At 66.1% G+C, this 20,212-nt stretch carries 21 protein-coding genes; 14 read left to right on the top strand and 7 right to left on the bottom strand.

Features of this window, described 5'->3' with window-relative positions; genetic code table 11:
* Positions 1-57: 57 nt before the first annotated feature.
* Positions 58-879, bottom strand: a complete 822-nt coding sequence (locus GDH07_RS14160; protein ID WP_152897943.1) for an aldo/keto reductase — start codon at positions 877-879, stop codon at positions 58-60.
* Between the two features lie 232 nt (positions 880-1,111).
* Between GDH07_RS14160 and GDH07_RS14155 the strand changes: the two genes are divergently transcribed.
* The 5 genes from GDH07_RS14155 to GDH07_RS14135 are packed head-to-tail and all read left to right on the top strand — an operon-like array spanning position 1,112 to position 4,880.
* A complete protein-coding gene (locus GDH07_RS14155) occupies positions 1,112-1,327 on the top strand; it encodes a TOBE domain-containing protein (protein ID WP_022638908.1) in 216 nt (71 codons plus the stop codon).
* 42 nt (positions 1,328-1,369) lie between these two features.
* Positions 1,370-2,407, top strand: a complete 1,038-nt coding sequence (locus GDH07_RS14150; protein WP_152897942.1) for an isopenicillin N synthase family dioxygenase — start codon at positions 1,370-1,372, stop codon at positions 2,405-2,407.
* Between the two features lie 27 nt (positions 2,408-2,434).
* Entirely contained in the window at positions 2,435-3,238 is an 804-nt protein-coding gene (locus GDH07_RS14145) for a MetQ/NlpA family ABC transporter substrate-binding protein (RefSeq protein WP_152897941.1), read from the top strand.
* Complete coding sequence (locus tag GDH07_RS14140; protein ID WP_152897940.1) at positions 3,235-4,212, top strand: methionine ABC transporter ATP-binding protein; 978 nt, start codon at positions 3,235-3,237, stop codon at positions 4,210-4,212. Before GDH07_RS14145 ends, GDH07_RS14140 begins: the two co-directional genes overlap by 4 nt.
* Positions 4,209-4,880, top strand: coding sequence for a methionine ABC transporter permease (locus GDH07_RS14135; protein ID WP_053129481.1), 672 nt, complete (start codon positions 4,209-4,211; stop codon positions 4,878-4,880). Before GDH07_RS14140 ends, GDH07_RS14135 begins: the two co-directional genes overlap by 4 nt.
* 8 nt (positions 4,881-4,888) lie before the next feature.
* On the opposite strand, the gene GDH07_RS14130 is transcribed toward GDH07_RS14135, so the two are convergent.
* Positions 4,889-5,803, bottom strand: coding sequence for a LysR family transcriptional regulator (locus tag GDH07_RS14130; protein WP_152897939.1), 915 nt, complete (start codon positions 5,801-5,803; stop codon positions 4,889-4,891).
* Positions 5,804-5,892: 89 nt separating this feature from the next.
* Between GDH07_RS14130 and GDH07_RS14125 the strand changes: the two genes are divergently transcribed.
* Complete coding sequence (locus GDH07_RS14125) at positions 5,893-7,407, top strand: MFS transporter (RefSeq protein WP_152897938.1); 1,515 nt, start codon at positions 5,893-5,895, stop codon at positions 7,405-7,407.
* 3 nt (positions 7,408-7,410) lie between these two features.
* Here GDH07_RS14125 and GDH07_RS14120 read toward each other — a convergent pair whose 3' ends face one another.
* On the bottom strand, positions 7,411-8,322 hold the full coding sequence (locus GDH07_RS14120; protein ID WP_053129489.1) for an AraC family transcriptional regulator: 912 nt from the start codon (positions 8,320-8,322) through the stop codon (positions 7,411-7,413).
* A 104-nt stretch (positions 8,323-8,426) separates the two neighbouring features.
* Between GDH07_RS14120 and GDH07_RS14115 the strand changes: the two genes are divergently transcribed.
* The 8 genes from GDH07_RS14115 (at position 8,427) to GDH07_RS14080 (ending at position 15,829) form a co-directional block, all read left to right on the top strand.
* A complete protein-coding gene (locus GDH07_RS14115) occupies positions 8,427-8,987 on the top strand; it encodes a carboxymuconolactone decarboxylase family protein (protein WP_022644311.1) in 561 nt (186 codons plus the stop codon).
* A 47-nt stretch (positions 8,988-9,034) separates the two neighbouring features.
* On the top strand, positions 9,035-10,099 hold the full coding sequence (locus GDH07_RS14110; RefSeq protein ID WP_152897937.1) for an acyl-CoA dehydrogenase family protein: 1,065 nt from the start codon (positions 9,035-9,037) through the stop codon (positions 10,097-10,099).
* Complete coding sequence (locus tag GDH07_RS14105) at positions 10,096-10,935, top strand: ABC transporter ATP-binding protein (RefSeq protein WP_022644313.1); 840 nt, start codon at positions 10,096-10,098, stop codon at positions 10,933-10,935. Before GDH07_RS14110 ends, GDH07_RS14105 begins: the two co-directional genes overlap by 4 nt.
* Positions 10,901-12,100 (top strand): ABC transporter substrate-binding protein, encoded by a 1,200-nt coding sequence (locus tag GDH07_RS14100; RefSeq protein ID WP_053129501.1) that lies wholly within the window; start codon positions 10,901-10,903, stop codon positions 12,098-12,100. The genes GDH07_RS14105 and GDH07_RS14100 overlap by 35 nt, the downstream gene beginning before the upstream one ends.
* The gene (locus GDH07_RS14095) at positions 12,100-12,861 is read left to right on the top strand and encodes an ABC transporter permease (protein ID WP_085597782.1); all 762 of its coding nucleotides are present in this window, start codon (positions 12,100-12,102) and stop codon (positions 12,859-12,861) included. Before GDH07_RS14100 ends, GDH07_RS14095 begins: the two co-directional genes overlap by 1 nt.
* Before the next feature lie 97 nt (positions 12,862-12,958).
* On the top strand, positions 12,959-13,543 hold the full coding sequence (locus GDH07_RS32765; RefSeq protein ID WP_022644316.1) for a TetR/AcrR family transcriptional regulator: 585 nt from the start codon (positions 12,959-12,961) through the stop codon (positions 13,541-13,543).
* A 124-nt stretch (positions 13,544-13,667) separates the two neighbouring features.
* Entirely contained in the window at positions 13,668-14,534 is an 867-nt protein-coding gene (locus tag GDH07_RS14085; protein ID WP_152897936.1) for an NAD(P)-dependent oxidoreductase, read from the top strand.
* A 92-nt stretch (positions 14,535-14,626) separates the two neighbouring features.
* Positions 14,627-15,829, top strand: coding sequence for an MFS transporter (locus GDH07_RS14080; RefSeq protein WP_152897935.1), 1,203 nt, complete (start codon positions 14,627-14,629; stop codon positions 15,827-15,829).
* Here GDH07_RS14080 and GDH07_RS14075 read toward each other — a convergent pair.
* From GDH07_RS14075 to GDH07_RS14060, 4 genes are all read right to left on the bottom strand, one after another.
* The gene (locus tag GDH07_RS14075) at positions 15,805-16,590 is read right to left on the bottom strand and encodes a DJ-1/PfpI family protein (protein ID WP_152897934.1); all 786 of its coding nucleotides are present in this window, start codon (positions 16,588-16,590) and stop codon (positions 15,805-15,807) included. The genes GDH07_RS14080 and GDH07_RS14075 overlap by 25 nt on opposite strands.
* A gap of 170 nt (positions 16,591-16,760) precedes the next feature.
* Entirely contained in the window at positions 16,761-17,600 is an 840-nt protein-coding gene (locus tag GDH07_RS14070) for a metal-dependent hydrolase (RefSeq protein WP_022644321.1), read from the bottom strand.
* A gap of 33 nt (positions 17,601-17,633) precedes the next feature.
* Positions 17,634-18,533: an SDR family NAD(P)-dependent oxidoreductase gene (locus GDH07_RS14065; protein WP_022644322.1), complete on the bottom strand. Its 900-nt coding sequence runs from the start codon at positions 18,531-18,533 to the stop codon at positions 17,634-17,636.
* Positions 18,520-20,088: a flavin-containing monooxygenase gene (locus tag GDH07_RS14060; RefSeq protein ID WP_022644323.1), complete on the bottom strand. Its 1,569-nt coding sequence runs from the start codon at positions 20,086-20,088 to the stop codon at positions 18,520-18,522. Before GDH07_RS14060 ends, GDH07_RS14065 begins: the two co-directional genes overlap by 14 nt.
* Between the last annotated feature and the right edge of the window lie 124 nt (positions 20,089-20,212).

Raw genomic sequence — 20,212 nt, 5'->3', positions numbered from 1 at the left:
ACGGCGGGCGTGGATCGTTCAATTGGAGTCTAGCCTGGGCTTGGGTTCGGACATGTCTCAGACCATCCCCAGGCGCTGCTTGCGAGCGGGGGGCGGAAACACCCGGTCCAGCTCCTGCACATCCTGGGGTTGCAGTTGCAGCTCGCCAGCCTCGGCATTGAGGCGTACGTGTTCAGGATGTACGGCCTTGGGAATGGCCAGTACGCCGTCCTGGCGCAACAGCCAGGCCAGGGCCACCTGGGCTGGCGTAACGCCATGGCGCCGTGCCACTTGTAGCAGCACCGGTTCGGCCAGCAAGGCGCCGCCCTGGCCGATCGGGCAGTAGGCCATGAGCGGCATTCCCAGTCGCTGGCAGGTTGGCAACAGGTCGAACTCGATCCCCCGGGACTCCAGGTTGTACAGCACCTGGTTGGTGGCGCAGGCCGGCGTATCGAGCTCGTCCAGGTCCGCCACATCGAAGTTGGAGACGCCCCAGCGGCGGATCTTGCCGTCCTGGCGCAAGCGCTCGAAGGCCGCGACCGTTTCCTCCAGCGGATACTGGCCACGCCAGTGCAGCAGATACAGGTCGATGACCTCGGTATTCAGGCGCTGCAAGCTGCGTTCGCAGGCCTGGGGCAGGCTCTTGCGGCCGGCGTTGTGGGGATAGGCCTTGCTGACCAGAAATACTTCGTCGCGCCGTCCGGCAATGGCTCGGCCGACCACTTCCTCGGCGCCGCCTTCGCCGTACATCTCGGCGGTATCGATCAAGCTCAACCCGAGGTCGAGTCCGCAGCGCAATGCTGCGACTTCCCGGTCTCGTTGCCGAGGATCCTCGCCCATTCGCCAGGTGCCTTGACCAATGACTGGAACCTGCATACCCGCGAGCTGCAACCTGCGCATGACTATCTCCTGGCATCTGTGGATCGATGAGGGAAGGGCACAGGGAAACAAAGCGTCCAGTGCCGGTCAAGCACCGAAGGCGTGGGAATGAAAGCAAGACGGTGGAAACTCGCATATCTCTAAAAAGAATAAAGTTCTAATTATTTATTCCTTTTAAGGCTTTGATCGAAGGTGCATGTTAATCGCCAGCCGCTCAACTCCTGAGTCCGGTGCCAACAGAGGATGTGCCCGCATGACCATTCAAGCGATCAACGTACGCAATCAGTTCAAGGGCGTGATCAAGGAGATCCACCAGGGCCAGGTGGTTTCGGAAATCGATGTGCAGACTGCTTCGGGCATCGTCACTTCGGTGATCACCACGCGTTCGGTGCGTGACCTGGAGCTCAAGGTCGGCAGCGAAGTGATCGCCTTCGTCAAGTCCACCGAGGTTTCCCTCGCCAAGCTCTGAGCCATCGCTCTTCGGAGATGGTCATTCACAGGGGAGTGAAACATGTCGCATTCGCTGGATATCACTGCATTACCTGTCCTGGATCTGGCCCAGTTGGACGCCGCGCCCGAACCGCGCCAGGCCTTTCTCGACGGCCTGCGCCAGGCGGCGCGGGATGTCGGCTTTTTCTACCTCAGCGGGCATGGCATCGATGGCCAGCTGTTGCGTCGGGTGCAGGACCAGGCCAGGGCCTTTTTCGCCTTGCCCGAGGCCGACAAGGCTGCGGTAGACATGATCCACTCGCCGCACTTTCGTGGCTACACCCGCGCGGCGTCGGAAATCACCCGTGGCCAGCCGGACCTGCGCGAACAGTTCGACCTGGGGGCCGAGCGCCCGGCCCTGGACCTTGAACCGTACAGTCCAGCCTGGGCCCGCCTGCAAGGACCCAACCAGTGGCCTGGGCCGTTGCCTGAATTCAAGCCGCTGCTGCTTCAGTGGCAGCAGGCGATGACCGGCATGTCCCTGCGCCTGCTGCGCGCCTTCGCCCAGGCGTTGTCGTTACCGGAAGCGGCGTTCGATGAGTTGTACGGGGAGCGTCCCAACGAACATATCAAGCTGATCCGCTATCCGGGCCAGGTGCCCGGGCAGAGCAACCAGGGCGTCGGGGCGCACAAGGACTCGGGGTTCCTCAGCTTCCTGTTGCAGGACCAGCAGGCAGGCTTGCAAGTGCAAGTGCAGGAGGACCGCTGGATCGACGCCCCGCCACGGGAAGGCACCCTGGTGGTGAACATCGGCGAGCTGCTGGAGCTGGCCACCCATGGCTACCTGCGGGCTACCGTGCACCGGGTACTGTCGCCACCGGCGGGGCGCGAGCGGCTGTCCCTGGCGTTTTTCCTCGGCGCCCAGCTGGATGCCCGAGTGCCGCTGTATCCATTGCCCGCAGCGCTGCGAGACGAGGCCCGCGGCCCGGCCAGCGACCCGCACAACCCGCTGTTTCGAGAAGTTGGCTGGAACTACCTCAAGGGCCGCCTGCGTTCGCATCCGGATGTGGCCCGGCGCTTCTATGCCGATGCCCTGGTGCCCAAGGCCGCGAGTGCCTGACCCTTTCGTCGATCAAGGACATTGCCCATGCAGAAGACCTATCTGTCCGCCCTGGCGTTGCTGATCGGGCTCGGCCCCTTGGGCGCCGCCGCGCAACCGTTGCGAGTCGCCGCCGACCCGGTGCCCCACGCCCAGATCCTGGCCTATGTGCAAAAGCTCGACCCCCAGTTGGAGCTCAAGGTGATCGAGATTCCCAATGGTGTGAATTCCAATGAGCTGCTGGCCCATGGCGACGTGGACGCCAACTACTTCCAGCACCTGCCATACCTCAAGTCTCAGGAGCAGGCCCTCGGGCAGCCGTTCGCCGTGGCGGCCAGCGTGCATATCGAACCCTTGGGCATCTATTCCCGGCGGCACCAGGCTTTCGACCAGGTGCCCCAGGGCGGTACGGTGGCGGTGCCCAACAACGTCACCAACCTCAGCCGCGCCCTGTACCTGTTGCAGGACCATGGGTTGATCCGCCTCAAGTCCGGCTTCAGTGATCCGGCCCGCGACCAGGCGACTCCCAAGGACATTGCCGAGAACCCCCGGCGCCTGAAGATCCTCGAGATCGAGTCGCCGCAGATTCCCCGGGCCCTGGAGGACGTGGACCTGGCGGTGATCAACGGCAACTATGCCCTGGAGGCCGGGCTGGTGCCGGCCAAGGATGCCCTGGGCCTGGAGCAGGCCGAGCACAACCCCTATGCCAACATCCTGGTGACCACGCTCGAACTCAAGGACGATCCCCGTATTCGCCAACTGGCCAAGGACCTGGCGTCGCCCGAAGTGGCCGGCTTCATCACCCGGACCTTCGCTGGCTCGGTACTCCCGGTCGCGGGCCAGCAGCCATGATCCAGGTCCAGCAACTGGGCAAGAGCTACGGTGACGGCCAGCCGGCGGCCTTGCAGCAGGTATCGCTGGAGATTCCCGACGGGGCGATCTACGGCATCCTCGGCCGCAGCGGCGCGGGCAAGTCCACCCTGTTGCGCTGCCTGAACCTGCTGGAGCGCCCCAGCAGCGGGCGGGTGCTGGTGGATGGCCAGGACCTGGGCTGCCTGTCCGGGGCCGAGTTGCGTCGCCAGCGCCGGCGCATCGGCATGATCTTCCAGGGCTTCAACCTGCTGCATTCGCGCACGGTGCTGGATAACGTCGCGGTACCGCTGGAGATCGCCGGCCTGGCCAAGGCGCAACGCCGCGCCCGGGTCCTGGAACTGCTGGAACTGGTGGGGCTGGGCGACAAGGCCCTGGCGTTTCCCGGGCAGTTGTCCGGTGGCCAGAAGCAACGGGTAGGCATCGCCCGCGCCCTGGCGGCCGGTCCGCGCTACCTGCTCTCGGACGAGGCTACCAGTGCCCTGGACCCTGAAACCACGGCCTCGATCCTGCAGCTGTTGCAACGGATCAACCGTGAGTTGGGGCTGACCATAGTGCTGATCACCCATGAACTGGAGGTCGTACGCTCGATCTGCAGCCACGCGGCCTCGCTGGCTGGTGGGCAGTTGCTCGAGTGCGGGCCGATCGAGCGCCTGCTGGCGGATCCGCAGTCCGCGCTCGGGCGGGCACTGCTGCCGGGCTACAACCTGCCCGTGGCAGGCGAGCAACTGCAGGCCGAATTGACCTTTTTCGATAACCAGCGCGCCGCACCGCTACTGGAACAGTTGAGCCAACAGCAGGCGCTGAAGCTGCAGGTCCTGGCCGCCGGAGTGGAGACCGTGGCTGGTCAGCGGGTAGGGCGCTTGCGCATCGCTGCCAGCGCTGCGGACCCAGGCCGCTTCGAGCAGCTGTTGGGCGCCTTGGCCCAGCGCGGCGTGCGGAGTGAGCGGCTATGAGCCTGGCACTGGATGGGACCGAACTGGCGCAACTGCTGCTCAACGCCACCGGCGAAACCCTGTACATGGTGCTGCTGGCCGCGCTGTTCACTGTGCTGATCGGTTTACCCCTGGGTATCTTGCTGTTCGTCAGTCGCCAGGACGGGCTGCTCCCCATGGTGCGACTCAATCGCTTGCTGGGGATGTTGGTCAACCTGGGGCGCTCATTGCCCTTCGTGGTGCTGCTGATCGCCCTGATCCCCCTGACCCGGCTGGTGGTGGGGACCACCTTGGGCAGCACCGCCGCTGTAGTGCCGATCACCATCGGCGCCTTCCCGTTCTTTGCCCGGATCGTCGAGAACGCCCTGGACGAGGTGGACAAGGGCCGGATCGAGGCGGTGCTGGCCATGGGCGGGCATGTCGGCCATGTGATCGGCAAGGTGCTGCTGCCCGAGGCCCTGCCGGCGCTGCTGGCCGGGTTGACCCTGACCCTGGTGCTGCTGATCGGTTTTTCTTCCATGGCTGGGGTCATTGGTGGCGGGGGCCTGGGGGACCTGGCGATCCGCTACGGTTACCAACGCTTCAACAACCAGGTCATGGTGGCCACGGTGGTGATCCTGGTGCTGCTGGTCCAGGGGGTGCAGAGTGCCGGCGATCGCCTGGTCAGGTCCTTGGCTCATCGACGCTGAACTGACGCTCAGCGCAAGTCTTCCAACTGCTGCCAGCATTGCTCCAGCCAATCGCACAGGGCGCTGATGCGCTGGGGCACGAAACGGCTGTGCAGGCGTACCAGGTGTACCGGCAGGGCGGGTAGCTGCCAGTCGGGCAGGAGCTTCACCAATTCTCCACGGCGTGCCGACGGCGCCAGCAGCCAGTCCGGCCCGGCGTGCAGTCCGGCGCCGGCCAGCAGGGCGCTGTGGATGGCGCCGAGGCTGTTGAGCAAGAAGCTGGCCTTGAGCTCCACTTTCGCCACCTCGCCGGCTTGGCTGAGCAGCAGCTGGCTCGGGTTCTGCTCGGTCATCCAGGAGTAGACCAGCGCCCGATGTTCGCCCAGATCCGCTGGCTGGAGTGGGGCGCCATGGACTCGCAGATAGTCAGGGCTGGCGTACAGACCATGGGACAACCGCCCCAGGGGCCGGGCCACCAGGGACGAGGCCCGCAGGTGGCCCACCCGCAGCGCGACATCGATGCCTTCGGCCATCAGGTCCAGCGCCCGGTCGGACAGCACCAGGTCCAGGACCACGGCCGGATGCTGGCGCTGGAACCCGGCTAGCCAGGTACTGACATGACGTTCGCCCAGGGCCACCGGGGCGCTGACCCGCAGGCGTCCAGAGAGCTCGGGAGTGCCCTGGTCGAGGCTGGCCAGCAAGGCGTCCATCTCCTCCAGCAGCGGGCGCATCTGTTCATAGGCCCGGGTGCCGGCCGGTGTCAGGCTGACCTTGCGGGTGCTGCGATTGAGCAACTGGGTATTGAGCCGGTGTTCCAGGGCGGTGAGCTGGCGGCTGACCGAGGAGGGCTCCAGGGCCAGGTCCTCGGCGGCCAGGGTCAGGCTGCCGCGCTCCACTACCCGGAAAAATACCCGCCATGCGGCGTTGTCTGGATTCTTGCGCATGACGCAATTTGATTTTGATATTGCAGTCATGTCAATGCGCAAGGCGCAGCAATAGCATCGCAGGCTCATTGGATTTCGAGCCCGGCCCCATGTCTTCTTCCACTGCTACCGATCGTTACTGGATCTTGTTCGCCGTCTGCGCCGCTGGCCTGATCCTGCCCCTGGAGTACACCGGCCCGGCCATGGCCTTGCCCGCCATCGAGCATGCCCTGGGCGGCGGCCCGGTGGCCCTGGCCTGGGTGATCAACGCCTTCGCCCTGAGCTTCGGCAGTTCGGTGATGCTGGCCGGAACCCTGGCCGATCGCTACGGGCGCAAGCGCATCTTCGTCCTGGGCATGGCCGGTTTCACCGCGCTGTCGCTGCTGATCGGCTTCTGCCGCGAGGTCTGGCTGCTGGATCTGTTGCGGGGCTTGCAAGGATTCGCGGCGGCCCTGGCCATGGCCGCCGGCGCTGCGGCCCTGGCCCAGGCGTTCGAAGGTCGGGCCCGGACCCGGGCCTTCAGCCTGCTGGGCAGCGCCTTCGGCCTGGGCCTGGCCTCCGGGCCGGTGATCGCCGGGGCCCTGGTACAGCTAGCGGGCTGGCAATCGATCTTCCTGCTGGGTGCGGTGATAGGTGGCGCGGTGCTGATCTTCGGTGTACCGCGTATGCAAGAGAGCCGCGACCCCGGGGCCCAGGCACTGGACAAGCCAGGCATCTTCACCTTCAGCACATTCCTGGTATTGCTCACGTTCGCCATCATGCAGATCCCCCAGGATGGCCTCGGTAGCCTGCGGGTCCTGGGCCTGCTGGTGGGCGCAGCACTGAGCCTGGGGTTGTTCATCCACATCGAGTTGCGGCACCGGCGGCCAATGCTGGACCTGAGCCTGTTCGGTTACCGAAGATTCATCGGGATCCAGCTGTTGCCGGTGGCGACCGCTGTCTGCTTCATCGTCCTGCTGATTCTCCTGCCATTGCGCCTGATCGGCATCGAAGGCCTGGGCCCCTGGCGTGCCGGGGCGATGATGATCGCCTTGTCGGCGCCGATGGCGGTGGTGCCGTTCGTGGCGGGCCTGCTGGTTCGCTGGTGCAGCGCGGCCAGCCTGTCGTGCCTGGGGCTGGTGATCGCTGCCGGCGGCCTGCTCTGGTTGAGCCAAGTGCCGGTGGGACAGCCGGCCATGGCGCTGCTCTGGCCGCTGCTGGTGATCGGCATCGGCACCGGCCTGCCCTGGGGGCTGATGGATGATCTGTCGGTCAGTGTGGTGCCGGTGGAGCGGGCCGGGATGGCTACGGGCATCTTCACCACCATGCGCGCCTGCGCAGAAGCGATCTGCGTGGCGGCCGGCCTGGCCTTGCTCAAGGACCTGCTCGCTGGTGGGTTGGCCAGCGGCTTGCCGGGATATGGCCCAAGTGCCGTGGCGGCTGCGGCCACTGCCTTGGCCATGGGCGATGGGGCCGTGCTGCCGACGTTGGCCGATGCGCTGTCGCAGCCTTTGCTGTGGCAGCTCTATAGCCAGGCTTTCGCCCAGTTGCTGCAGGTAATGGCCGCCATCACCCTGGTCGCGGCTTGCTGTTGCGCCTTGGCCTTGCGCCAGCCACGGACGCTGGGGTGCCCGAGCCGCTCCTGAGGCTCAGCGTCCCTCATGCTGCTTGCGATAGGCCCCCGGTTGCAGGCCCACGGCCTTGGTGAAGGCTCGGGTGAAGGCGGCGATGGACTGGTAACCGACGGCGGCGCCGGCTTGTTCAACGGTCTGGTTGGCCTTGAGCAACTGGCAGGCATGGCGCATGCGCAAGGCCAGCAGTACCTGCCCCGGTGACTGCCCGGCCAGCTCGTTGAAGCGCTTGAAGAACGCCGAGCGCGAGAGGCCGGTGAGGGCCGCCATGCTTTCCAGGGGCCAGGGCTGGCCGGGATGCTGGATCAACTGCTCGAGCAACGGCGCGAAGGCCGGGTGCCGGGCCAGCGCCACCAGGCCACCCAGGTCTTGGCGATCATTGACTTGCTGGCGCAGCACATACAGGAACAGCAAGTGGCTCAGGCGCTCCAGCAGGGCGGCGGATGGTGCGGGGTCGCGCCGGCACTCCTCGAGAATCAGCTGGAACAGGGCCCGGGCCGCGGCGAGCGATGGATCGCCGGCGCGCAGCACGATCCAGCCGGGCAAGCCCTCGATGATCAGCGACGACAGCCCGGACTTGAAGTGAAAGAAACCGCACACCAGTCCGACCCCATCCTGGGCGCCCAGGTCCAGGGCGGCCATGGGCATGCGTGGCAGCTGCTGTGCCTGGGAAGCTTGCTGCGCGCTGGACAACCGGTAGTCCAGGTCCTGCAACAGGAACACCGCATCACCAGCTTCCAGGCGCTCCGCCTGGGACAGCCCGTCGATATGCAGCCAGCAGTGCCCCTGCACGATCAGGTGGAAACTGGCCCGGGCCAGGCCCTGGGTACTGGCATGCCAGCCGCCGCAGTAGCGTCCGACGTGGAACAGGCTGGCGTCCAGCTCCAGGCCTTCTAATAACCAATCAACCATTGGGTTCGACGAAATCATCTAAGGGAAATACTCAGGAGCAAGTAATCGCTACTTTAGAATATGGATCGGAATTCTTATAACCAACAGACTTGACGCACACCTACACAGCAGGAGTCCACTCCATGTCCCGCGTCACTCTACACACCTTGTCCAGCGCTCCAGAAGCGGCCCGGCCATTCCTGGAAAACGCCCAGAAGAACTCAGGCTACATTCCCAACCTGCTGGGCATCCTGGCCAATGCCCCGGCTGCCCTGGAAACCTATGTCACGGTCTCGGGACTCAACGCCAAGTCCGAACTGAGCCTGGCCGAGCGTGAAGTGGTGCAATTGATTGCCGCGACCACCCATGGTTGCGATTTTTGTGTCGCAGGTCATACCGCCGTGGCCCTGAACAAGGCCAAACTCGCCGATCCGGTGGTCAGCGCCCTGCGTGAGCAGAGCACCTTGCCCGAGGCCCGGCTGGAGGCCCTGGCGGCCTTCGCCCGGGAAGTCATCGCCACCCGGGGCAAGGTCAGCGACCAGCGTTATGCCGAATTCAAGGCCGCAGGATACAGCGAAGGCAATGCCCTGGAGGTGATCCTGGGCATCAGCCTGGCGACCCTGTGCAACTTCGCCAACGTGTTCGCCGGTACTGAACTGAACCCCGAGCTGGCCAAGTATCGCTGGTCCGCGCAAGGTCAATGAGCCAGGGCGCCGGCAGGTTGGCGGCGCCTTTTTCAAGGAGAAATCACATGCTCGATACGCAATTAAGTCAATGGCTGGATGCCCAGGCCCAGGCACTGGACCTGGGGCAATGCGACCCGCAGTCGGTGCTCGCCCAGCTGGCGGCCGGTGGCGTGCTACGAATCGGCATCGACCAGGACCTGGGGGGAAGCGGCGGCGACCTGACCGATACCCTGGAGGCCATGGCCGAAGTGGCCAGTCATTCCCTGGCGGCAGCGTTCGTCTGCTGGGGCCAGCGGGCCTTCATCGAGTACTTGCTGCACAGCCCCAACCAGGCCCTGCGCGAGCGCCTGTTGCCAGCGCTGCTCAGTGGCGAGCTGGCCGGTGCCACTGGGCTGTCCAACGCCATGAAGTACCTTTCCGGAATCGAGGCCCTGCAGGTCCGCGCCCGGGACCAGGAACACGGCTGGAGCCTGAACGGGCGCCTGCACTGGGTCACCAACCTGCGCAGGAGCGGGTTCGTGGTGGCCGCGGCGGTGGAACGCGAGGAGGGTGGTGCGCCCTTGATCCTGGCGATCCCCGATGCCTTGCCGGGGCTGCAGCGTTCCGACGATCTGCAACTGATGGGCCTGCAATCGAGCAACACCGCGGCCCTGGACCTGGAGCAGGTGCAGCTCACTCGCGAATGGCTGCTGCACGACGACGCCCGGGTGTTCCTGCCGGCGGTGCGCCCTGGGTTCCTCGGCTTGCAATGCGCCTTGTCCATTGGCCTGGCGCGCCGGGCTCTGGCCGAAGTCGAGAGCCACCTGGGGGAGCGCTCGATACTCCAGGAGCCTCTGCAGCAGCAGCGCCAGGCGCTGGAGCAGAGCGTTACGGAGCTCAAGGCCGGCCTGCTCGATGGACGCTTCCTCAGCCAGCCAGCCGCGCTGTTCCGGGTGCGCATCGCCCTGGCCGAGGTCACTGCCAGTGCCGTGCAACTGGAACTGCAGGCCAGTGGCGGCAAGGCCTACCTGTGCGAGCACGGCAGTGGTTTCGCCCGGCGCTGGCGTGAGTCGGCGTTCGTGCCCATCGTCACCCCGAGCCTGGTGCAACTGCGCGCCGAGCTGCAACGCCAGGCGCGGAACGCTGCATGAGCGGCCTGTTGAACGCCCGGCAGGTGAGCCTGGGGTACCACGGGCCAGATGGCTGGCACTCGGTACTGGAGGACTTCGACCTGCAGTTGCAAGCCGGGGAAGTGGTCTCGGTACTGGGCCCCAGCGGCGTCGGCAAATCCAGCCTGCTGCGGGTCCTGGCCGGTTTGCAGGCACCGCACAAGGGCCAGGTGAGCCTGGCCGGCGAGGTGCTGGAAGGCCCCCATCCACGGGTTGCGGTGGCTTTCCAGGACCCGAGCCTGCTGCCCTGGCTGAACCTTGAACACAACGTCGCCTTTGGCCTGGACTTCGCTCGCCAGCCGCACCTGAGTGCCCGCCAGCGCAAGGAGCGCATCGACCAGGCCATCGCCGATGTCGGCCTGGAACATGCGCGCCAGCGCTACCCGGCGCAGTTGTCGGGCGGCATGGCCCAGCGTACCGCGCTGGCCCGCTGCCTGGCCCGCCAACCCCAGGTGCTGTTGCTGGACGAGCCCTTCGGCGCCCTGGACGAGGTGACCCGGGCCGACATGCAGCAACTGCTGCTCCAGGTGATCGGCCAGCACCGCACTGCGGCGCTGCTGATCACCCACGATATCGATGAGGCCCTGCTGCTGTCCGACCGGGTGCTGCTACTGGGTAACAGCCCGGCGCACATCCTCGGCCAGTGGCGTATCGACCTGCCGGCTCCGCGCGCCGAACGGATCGAGGAACTGGGCGCCTTGCGCATCGAGATTCTCAAGACCCTTCGGCGGGCGAGCCGCAACCCTCTCACTTCCCCTTTGCCTGCACCGTCGGAGATTGACCATGTGCCTGGACGACTTCACCCACACGCGTCGTGACTTCCTCAAGCTCAGCGCGCTACTGACCGCCGGTGGCGCCTTGCCGCTGCTCAACAGCCTGCAGGCTCGCGCGGCCCTGGAGCCGGATGCGCCGGTACGCATCGGCTACCTGCCGATCACCGATGCCACGCCATTGTTGGTCGCCCACAACAACGGCCTGTTCGAGGCCGAGGGAATCAAGGCCGAGCGTCCGGTGCTGTTACGCAGTTGGGCCCAAGTGATCGAGGCCTTTATCTCCGGACAGGTCAACGTCATCCACCTGCTGTCGCCGATGACCGTCTGGGCCCGCTACGGCAGCAAGGTGCCGGCCAAGGTGGTGGCCTGGAACCATGTCGGCGGTTCCGGCCTGACCGTGGCTCCCGGCATCACCGAGGTCCGGCAGTTGGCGGGGCAGTCCCTGGCGATTCCGTTCTGGTACTCGATCCACAACGTGGTGCTGCAGCAGCTGCTGCGCGACAACGGCCTGGTGCCGGTGAGCAAGGCCGCAGGCAGCGCCCTGGGCGCCAACGAGGTCAACCTGGTAGTGCTGCCGCCGTCGGACATGCCGCCGGCCCTGGCCAGCAAGCGCATTGCCGGCTACATCGTCGCCGAGCCCTTCAATGCCCTGGCCGAGGAACTCAAGGTCGGCCGGGTACAACGCTTCACCGGTGATGTCTGGCGCAACCACGCCTGCTGCGTGGTGTTCATGCACGAGCAAGACTTGAACAACCGTCCCGAGTGGTCGCAGAAGGTGGTCAACGCCATCGTCAAGGCCCAGCTCTGGACCCGCGACCACCGCGCCGAAGCCGCCCGATTGCTGTCCAAGGACGGCAGCAACCGCTACACCCCCCACGCGCCCCAGGTGCTGGACCGGGTGTTGGCGCCAGCCGCCACGGACCGCGAGGCTTACCTGGCCAGTGGAGCGATCCGCAATGGCCAATGGGATGAGCAGCGTATCGACTTCCAGCCGTATCCGTTCCCCAGCTACACCGAGGAGTTGGTCAAGCGCCTGAAGGACACCTTGATCGAAGGCGACAAGGGTTTCCTTGCCGCTCTCGACCCCCAGCACACTGCCCGGGACCTGGTGGACGATCGCTTCGTGCGCAACGCCATCGCCAGCGTCGGCGGGCTCAAGGCTTTCGGCCTGGCCGATAGCTTCGAGCGCAGTGAGGAGTTCGCCCCTTGATGGACAAGCGACCTTCCTCCCTGGGGCATTGGGGCCTGGGGCTGGCCGGGCTGGCGAGCCTGTTGCTGGGCTGGTGGCTGGGCGTGCACCTGGCGGGTGACGATGGACTGGCGGCACGCTTCTCTCCCGAGGCGACGTTCGCCAGCCTGTTCGAGCTGCTTGGGCAACCCCAGGTGTACGAACATGCCTGGGTGAGTCTCAAGCGGATCCTGGTGGGACTGTTGCTGGCCCTGTTGATCGGCGTGCCCCTGGGCTTGCTGGTGGGCAGCTATCGGCATCTGGAGGCGGCCACCACCCCGGCGTTCCAGTTCCTGCGGATGATCTCGCCGCTGTCCTGGATGCCGGTGGTGGTGATGCTGATGGGCGTGGGCGACCAGCCGATCTATTTCCTGCTGGCCTTCGCCGCCCTGTGGCCGATCCTGCTCAACACCGCAGCCGGGGTGCGGCAACTGGACCCGCGCTGGCTGCAACTGAGCCGCAGCCTGAGTGCCACGCGCTGGGAAACCCTGCGCAAGGTGATCCTGCCGGGGGTGCTGGGGCATGTACTGACCGGCGTGCGCCTGGCCATCGGCATCCTGTGGATCGTGCTGGTGCCGTGCGAGATGCTCGGGGTCAGTGCCGGCCTGGGGTATTTCATCCTCGATACCCGCGATCGCCTGGCCTACTCGGAACTGATGGCCATGGTGCTGCTGATCGGCGTCCTCGGTTTTGTCCTCGATGCCCTGGCCCGGGACCTGCATCGGCGCTGGGTCCACGCTTGAAACCAGCTCGCCGCCCTGGAGCCTTCTCCGGGGCGGTTGACGAACAGCGCTTGTACCTCTAAATTGTGGAACGTTCATTCCAGAAAAGGTACTTGCCGTGCGTCCCAAGGAGTTCGACCCCGACCAGATCGCCGATGCGGCCATGCAGGTGTTCTGGCAGCGCGGGTATGCCGCCACCTCGATCCAGGACCTGGTGGAGGGCACTGGCCTGAGTCGCAGCAGCCTGTACAACGCCTTCGACAGCAAGCACGGCCTGTACACCTGCGCGCTCAAGCGCTACCAGCAATTGACCACGGCCAACGTCGAGCTGCTGGCCGAAGACGCCCCGGCCCCGGAGTTGGTCCGGCGCCTATTGATGAAGATCGTCGACAACGAACTGCAAGACGACCAGCGCCTGGGCTGCCTGGCGGCCAATGCCGCGCTCGAGGTCGCCGGGCAGGATTCGCTGGTGGCGCAACTGGTGGCGCAGAACTTCCAGCGTATCGAGGCGGCCCTGGAGCGGCTGTTGCGCCGCGGCCAGGAGCAGGGGCAGGTCGCTGCGCACAAGGATCCCCGGGCGCTGGCCAGCTTCGTGGTATGCACCGTCCAGGGCCTGCGGGTGCTGGGCAAGGGCAGTTTGCCGCAGGAGCGCCGTCGGCGTCTGCTGGATGTGGTGGAGGTAGCCTTGGCCAGCCTGGCCTAGTTCACCAGGCTGCGAACCATGGGCAAGACTGATTGTCGATCGGCCATCCGGTGGAATGGCCGGTTTTTTTGCCCTGTATTGGAATGATCATTCCATTAATTTGCTGAAACCGGAGAAATCGAAGATGACCAAGCAATTGCGTTCCGTGGCTGTACTGGGTATCGGCATCATGGGCGCCGCGGTGGCGCGCAACCTGCAACGCCAGGGGTTTGCCGTGCGGGCCTGGAACCGCACGCCGCACAAGGCCCAGGCACTGGCAGCCGATGGGGTCCGGTTTTGCACGCAGGCGAGCGAAGCCGTAGGCGGGGCCGAGGTGATCATCACCCTGCACAAGGACGGGCCGGCGGTGCTGGCAGCCATGGAGCAGGCCGCCAGTGCCTTGCAACCGGGCACGCTGTGGCTGCAGATGGCCACGGTGGGCGTCCAGGCCTGCGCCGAGCTGGAGGCGTTTGCCCGGGCCCGGGAGCTGGTGTTCTACGACGCTCCGGTACTGGGTACCCGACAACCGGCGGAGCAGGGACAACTGCTGGTGCTGGGGGCCGGGCCCGAGGCGCACCGGGCCGAGTTGCAGCCACTGTTCGATGCCATTGCCAAGCGGGTGCTGTGGGCCAGTGAGCAGCCCGGCGGCGCCAGCCGCTTGAAGTTGGCCCTCAACAGCTGGGTCCTGGCCTTGACCCACGGTGCGGCGGAAAGCCTGGCCCTGGCCAAGGGGCTGGGAGTGGATCCGGCGCTGGTGGTGGAGCTGGTGACGGGTGGTCCGCTGGACAGCGGTTATTTCCAGGTCAAGACCGCCGCCATGCTCAATGACGACTACCGTCCGAGCTTCACCCTGGCCAACGCCCTGAAGGACGCCCAATTGATGGTGGCCGCGGCGCAGCAGGCTGGGGTCAGGGTGGACCTGGCCGAAGCCGGCATCCAGCGTTTCCAGCGTGCACTGGACCTGGACCTGGGCCACGGCGACAAGGACATGGCCGCCTCCTACCTGGCCTGAGCCTGCTGCTCCAATCGATCCTGGGCGTGTACAGGCGCGGTCCGACCGTGCCTGGCGGCGCTTTGTTCTCTTCTTGCGTGAGTACCTTGCGGATGACTATCCACCCACCTGTACCGGCCGTTGCCAGCCGGCTGCCGGTCTGGCGCCTGCTGGCCCTGACCCTGGCCGGCTTCATCGCCATCGTTACCGAGACCCTGCCTGCCGGGCTGCTGCCCCAGATCAGCACTGGCCTGGCCATCGACCCGGCCATGGCCGGGCAGTTGATCAGCGTCTATGCCCTGGGCTCGGTGGTGGCGGCCATTCCGTTGATCGCCGCGACCCGCAGCTGGCGGCGCCGACCATTGCTACTGCTGGCCATCGGCGGCTTGCTGCTGTGCAACAGTCTCACGGCGCTTTCGACTCATTACGGCTTGACCCTGGCCGTGCGGTTCGCCGCCGGCATGGCCGCAGGGCTGATCTGGGGTTTGTTGGCCGGTTACGCTCGGCGCCTGGTGGTCCCGGCGTTGCAGGGGCGGGCCCTGGCGGTGGTAGGGGTGGGCCAGCCGCTGGCCCTGTGCCTGGGCGTGCCGCTGGGCACCTGGCTGGGAAGCTGGATGGACTGGCAACTGGTGTTCTGGGGCTTGTCGCTGTTGGCCCTGGGACTGTGGGTCTGGGTACGCCTGGCGGTGCCCGATCATCCCGGCCAGCAGGCCGAACGACGCCAACCGGTGCTGGAGATTTTCCTGGCCCCGGGGATTGTCCAGGCGCTGCTGGTGATCTTCGCCTGGATCCTGGCCCACAACATTCTCTACACCTACATCGCCCCATTCCTCGAATCCCTGGGGCTGGCCGGCGCCCTGGACCGGGCTTTGCTGCTGTTCGGCCTGGCCTCGCTGCTGGGCATCTGGGGCACCGGGCTGCTGGTGGACCGCTGGTTGCGCGGGCTGACCCTGTGCAGCCTGGCCGGCTTCGCCCTGGCGTCGTTACTCCTGGGGATCGGTGCCGAACAGCCGTGGTTGGTGTGGCCGGCCATCGTCGCCTGGGGCTTGACCTTCGGGGGCGCGCCGACCCTGCTGCAGACGGCGGTGGCGGATGCTGCCGGGGAGGGCGCCGAGGTCGCCCAGTCGATGCTGGTGACCATCTTCAACCTGGGGATCGCCGGCGGCGGTGTGGTGGGCGGCCTGTTGCTGCAACGCCATGGTGCGGGGTCGTTCCCCTGGGCGATGGCGGCGCTGGCCGTGGTAGGGCTGGTGCTGGTCTGGAGTGCCCATCGGCATGCCTTCAAGCCCGGTCAGCGGCTGGCCTGCAGCGGCTGAGGCGCGGCCGCGCGCGCTTGCTGCAACAGCGTCACCCACTCGGTGGCGAAACGGTGGCAATCCCCGGGCCAGCGGGCGGTCAGCAGGTTGCCGTCACGGACCACGAAACCGCGCTCGGGATGCTCCGCCGAGTCGCGCCGGGGTAGCAGCGGGCCGCGCAGGAAGTCCGCCGGGCTGGCCAGCAGCGCCTTGATCTCCTGCTCGACGCATTGGTCGTAGGTGCGGTAGTAGCGGCCCAGCCATGGCGCGGTGACGATCCAGGCCATCAGCTCCATGGGGCCGGCCAGCAAGGCGGTGACCTTGCGTCCGTAGAGCACCGAGCGTCCGCTTTGCGGATCGATGCAGCGGGCCAGGGCCAGGGGGCCATGGCAGACCGCTGCCACCGGTCTGTCGGCCTGGAAGAACGCCAGGATGATTCGCCGTACCTGCGCCGACTCCAGCAGGCTGCGCATGCCCCGGGCATGACCGCCGGGGATCAGCAGCCCTTCGAACGCCTGCGGGTCGACCTCGGCATACCCCAGGGGGCTGCGAAAGGCCGGGTCACAGGTCATCTGCCGGTAGTGCTCGAGATCTGCCGCACGGGTCATCAACACGGGATTTAGCGGGCCGAAACCTATGCTTACCAGTCGTGCATCGGCATAGGCCGGCATTCCCAGGGGCGTGGCGAAGCAGGCCTCGAAGCCGGCGGCGCGGGCGGCCTGCCAGGGCAGGCTGCTTTCGGTGGGGTCGCAACCCAGGTGGGGCAGCAAGATCAGGAACATGGCGCAGGCTCGCGGCACACAAGGTCCGCTGCAGATTAGCAGGCGGCTGGCGGGGCGTAGCTGGATGCCGGCCGGTGCCTTGCATCAAGGTTGTCCGGCGGCTGGCCGGATGAGTGCCGGCAGCCATGGGCGCTGCCGGCGGATTGTCGATCGAGGGTGGTTGGCCCACGTCACTTGGTCGCTGCGGCGCGAGTCTGCTGGATGTCCTGCACCAGGCCGTCGATGCGTTGCAGCTGGTGGCGGTTGTCATGGTCCCAGGGGTGAAAACCCGGCTTGAAGTACTGCAGCCAGGGCAGGGCGATCCGTGGGAACACCCCCTTGGGGCCGTACAGGTACTTGATCACCTGCCACATTCCGCGCCAGTGGCCGCCGCGCTTGCGATCGGCGATCAACATGCGCACATGGAAATCGAACACCACCAGCCAGAAGGTCAGGGTGGTGAACAGCATGGTGCCGGTACGGATCAGGTAGCGCTTGGGCCCTGGCTTGAGCACGGTGTTCCACACGTCATAGGCCACCGCCTTGTGCTCGGTTTCCTCCAGGGCGTGCCATTGCCACATCTGCCGGTAGCCTTCGACCGAAGCGCCGAAACGGCTGGGGTCGCGCAGCAGCAGGTCGGCGAGGATCGCCGTGTAGTGCTCCAGGGCGATGGTCAGGGCCAGGTTGAACGCCGGTGCGAAGTGCTTCTTCTGGAAGTCGAGGATCATCCGCAGCCTTCGGTCCAGCAGGTGGGCCGGCAAGCCGGCGTCCTGCAGCAGGTCGTTGTAGTGCTGGTGTTCGCGGCTGTGCATGGCCTCCTGGCCGATGAAACCCTGGATCTGGCGCTTGAGTTCGGGGTCGTGGATGCGCTCGCGGTAGTGGCGCACGCTGTCCATGAAGAACAGCTCGCCGGAAGGAAACAGCAGGGACAGGGCATTGAAGAAATGGGTCACGTGGCTGCCTTGTTCATGCCAGTCGCAGATGCGCTCGGCAGGCAGTTCGACCTTGATGTCGCGGCGGATGGGCAGCATGGCTGTCGCTCCTCTAGACATGGCAAGGGCGGCCTAGAGGCCGCGCTCGTCCTGGGGTTCGTAGACTGGTGCGTGCTGTTTGCCAGGCTTGGGCGCCATGCGCCGGCTGGCCCACACCACCAGGGCCTGGTAGGCGCTGGGCAGCAGGCGGATGAACAGGTCGAGAAAATGCGCATCGCGGCCGATCAGCACCCGGCGCTTGTTCTTGCGCACGCCCAGCAGGATCACCTTGGCCGCGGTTTCTGCCGAGGTGATGAACAGTTTCTCGAAGTCGTCGCGGGCCTGTTGTTCGTTGTCGATCAAGAACCCCTTGACGTTGTCGCTGATGCGGCTGGTGCGAGCGATCTCGGTACGGATGCCGCCTGGATGCACGCAGGTGGCCGAGACCCCGTTGCCTTGCAGGTCCAGTTCCTGGCGCAGGGACTCGGTAAAGCCGCGCACGGCGAACTTGGTGGCGTTGTAGCCGCTCATGCCCGGTTGCGAGAACAACCCGAACACGCTGGAGGTGTTGATGATGTGACCTTCGCCCGCCTGCTTGAGGTAGGGCAGGAAGGCCTGGGTGCCGTGCACCACGCCCCAGAAGTTGACGTCGACGATCCACTCCAGGTCCGCCAGGCTCGAGCCTTCGACGGTGCTCGACAGGGCCACGCCGGCGTTGTTGAAGATCAGGTTGATCTGGCCATGCTCGGCGGCGCTGGCGGCAGCCCAGGCGAACATCGCGTCACGGTCGCCGACGTCCAGTTCCTGGCTGCTGATGCGCAACGGCAACAAGGTGGCGGCGCGGGCCTGGGCCACGGTCTGGGCCAGGCCCTGGGGGTTCTTGTCGGCCAGGGCCAGGTGGCAGCCTTCCCGGGCCAGGGCTATGGCCAGGGCACGGCCCATGCCTGAGGCGGCGCCGGTGATGGCGGCGACTTTACCGTTAAAGTTCTTCATGGGTGGCGGCCTCTTGCAGGTTCAGTGGGCGCGCGACGACCGGCGCGCTGGCGACAGCGGCAGCCGGCAGGCGGCTGGCCAGGTAGTCCTGCAGCTCAAAGTGCTGCACGGCCTTGCGAAAGCTCAAGGTGGAGCCGGGCCAGAGCGTGGTGTTCTGCCCGCTGCGCGGGTCCAGGTACCAGCTGCGGCAACCGCCGGTGGACCAGATCGCCCCGGCCAGGCGTTGCTGCAGGCGCTGGTTGTACTGGCGCTCGACGTCGGCCTTGACCTCAAGGGTGCCGATGCCTTCCTGGCGCATCCGTTCCAGGGCCTTGAGGATGTAGTCCACCTGGGCCTCGATCATCAGGATCATCGAGTTATGCCCCAGCCCGGTGTTGGGGCCGATGATCATGAACAGGTTGGGGAAGCCCGGCAGGCAGGTGCCCAGGTAGGCATGGGCCCCGCGGGACCAGTAGTCCATCACGTCCTGGCCACGACGGCCGAAGAGCAGGCCATGGGGCAGCGGGTCGGTGGCCTGGAAGCCGGTGCCGAAGATGATGCAGTCCACCGGATGGCGATTGCCGTCGGCGGTGACCACGGCATCGGCCTCGATCCGCTGGATGGCATCGCTGACCACGCCGACGTTGCCCCGGGACAGCGCCGGGTAGTAGTCGTTGGAAATCAGGATGCGCTTGCAGCCGATGGTGTAGTCGGGGGTCAGGCGCTGGCGCAGCAATGGGTCGGGCACTTGCTTGCGCAAGTGGCGCAGGGCTACGCGTTGCACCACCTTCATCAGTCTGGGTCGCCGGGCGAAGGCGATTACCCGGCTTTCCAGGGCCCAGTACAGCGCTGAACGCGCCAGGCGCTGGGTGAAGGGCAGGTGCTTGAAGGCCCAGCGCTCCAGGGCGCCGAGCTCCCGGTCAGGCTTGGGCATGATCCACGGCGGGGTGCGCTGGAACAGCTTGAGCTGGGCCACCCGCGGGGCGATCTTGGGTACGAACTGGATCGCGCTGGCCCCGGTGCCGATCACGGCCACCCGCTTGCCTTGCAGAGAATAGCGGTGGTCCCACTGCTGGGAGTGGAAGCGCTTGCCGGTGAAGTTCTCCAGCCCAGGGATGTCCGGGATCGACGGGCGCGACAGGCCGCCCATGCCGGACACCAGGACCCGTGCGCTGACCCGGCGGCCATTGCTGAAGCGCAGTTGCCAACGCTCGCGATCCTCATCGAAGACTGCCTGCTCAAGGGCCATGTCGAAACGCAGATAGGGGGCCAGGGCGAAATCCCGGGCGCAGTTCTCCAGGTATTCGCGGATTTCCGGTTGCGGGGCGAATTGCCGGGTCCAGTTCGGATTGGGGGCGAAGGAGAAGGAATAGACATGGGATTGCACATCGCAGGCGCAGCCGGGGTAGTGGTTGTCGCGCCAGGTGCCGCCCAGGGCGGCGGCCTGTTCGGCGACGAAGAAATCCTCGATGCCGGCTTGCTTGAGCTTGATCGCCATGCACAGTCCGGCGAAGCCGGCGCCGATGATGGCGATATCGACGACCTCGGGGTCATCGGGTGGCGAGTACGCATTCATTGTGTGTACCTCGATTGTATTGACGCTTGGGGTGACTTTCGTCCGTGGATGAAAACTCAGGATTGCACAATTTAAAATAATGTTTTAAAAATTAATTTAAATAAATCACCTGCAAATGTCACCT

The sequence above is a fragment of the Pseudomonas piscis genome (assembly GCF_009380155.1).
GTDB lineage: Bacteria > Pseudomonadota > Gammaproteobacteria > Pseudomonadales > Pseudomonadaceae > Aquipseudomonas > Aquipseudomonas piscis.
Note: the sequence above shows the minus strand (reverse complement) of the source record. Positions and strands in the feature narration are given on the sequence as shown.

Bases quoted from the DNA above. Each gene is read 5' to 3' on its own strand.
- GDH07_RS14160 (WP_152897943.1), bottom strand. From the start codon at position 879: ATGCGCAGGTTGCAGCTCGCGGGTATGCAGGTTCCAGTCATTGGTCAA.
- GDH07_RS14155 (WP_022638908.1), top strand. From the start codon at position 1,112: ATGACCATTCAAGCGATCAACGTACGCAATCAGTTCAAGGGCGTGATC.
- GDH07_RS14150 (WP_152897942.1), top strand. From the start codon at position 1,370: ATGTCGCATTCGCTGGATATCACTGCATTACCTGTCCTGGATCTGGCC.
- GDH07_RS14145 (WP_152897941.1), top strand. From the start codon at position 2,435: ATGCAGAAGACCTATCTGTCCGCCCTGGCGTTGCTGATCGGGCTCGGC.
- GDH07_RS14140 (WP_152897940.1), top strand. From the start codon at position 3,235: ATGATCCAGGTCCAGCAACTGGGCAAGAGCTACGGTGACGGCCAGCCG.
- GDH07_RS14135 (WP_053129481.1), top strand. From the start codon at position 4,209: ATGAGCCTGGCACTGGATGGGACCGAACTGGCGCAACTGCTGCTCAAC.
- GDH07_RS14130 (WP_152897939.1), bottom strand. From the start codon at position 5,803: ATGCGCAAGAATCCAGACAACGCCGCATGGCGGGTATTTTTCCGGGTA.
- GDH07_RS14125 (WP_152897938.1), top strand. From the start codon at position 5,893: ATGTCTTCTTCCACTGCTACCGATCGTTACTGGATCTTGTTCGCCGTC.
- GDH07_RS14120 (WP_053129489.1), bottom strand. From the start codon at position 8,322: ATGATTTCGTCGAACCCAATGGTTGATTGGTTATTAGAAGGCCTGGAG.
- GDH07_RS14115 (WP_022644311.1), top strand. From the start codon at position 8,427: ATGTCCCGCGTCACTCTACACACCTTGTCCAGCGCTCCAGAAGCGGCC.
- GDH07_RS14110 (WP_152897937.1), top strand. From the start codon at position 9,035: ATGCTCGATACGCAATTAAGTCAATGGCTGGATGCCCAGGCCCAGGCA.
- GDH07_RS14105 (WP_022644313.1), top strand. From the start codon at position 10,096: ATGAGCGGCCTGTTGAACGCCCGGCAGGTGAGCCTGGGGTACCACGGG.
- GDH07_RS14100 (WP_053129501.1), top strand. From the start codon at position 10,901: ATGTGCCTGGACGACTTCACCCACACGCGTCGTGACTTCCTCAAGCTC.
- GDH07_RS14095 (WP_085597782.1), top strand. From the start codon at position 12,100: ATGGACAAGCGACCTTCCTCCCTGGGGCATTGGGGCCTGGGGCTGGCC.
- GDH07_RS14085 (WP_152897936.1), top strand. From the start codon at position 13,668: ATGACCAAGCAATTGCGTTCCGTGGCTGTACTGGGTATCGGCATCATG.
- GDH07_RS14080 (WP_152897935.1), top strand. From the start codon at position 14,627: ATGACTATCCACCCACCTGTACCGGCCGTTGCCAGCCGGCTGCCGGTC.
- GDH07_RS14075 (WP_152897934.1), bottom strand. From the start codon at position 16,590: ATGTTCCTGATCTTGCTGCCCCACCTGGGTTGCGACCCCACCGAAAGC.
- GDH07_RS14070 (WP_022644321.1), bottom strand. From the start codon at position 17,600: ATGCTGCCCATCCGCCGCGACATCAAGGTCGAACTGCCTGCCGAGCGC.
- GDH07_RS14065 (WP_022644322.1), bottom strand. From the start codon at position 18,533: ATGAAGAACTTTAACGGTAAAGTCGCCGCCATCACCGGCGCCGCCTCA.
- GDH07_RS14060 (WP_022644323.1), bottom strand. From the start codon at position 20,088: ATGAATGCGTACTCGCCACCCGATGACCCCGAGGTCGTCGATATCGCC.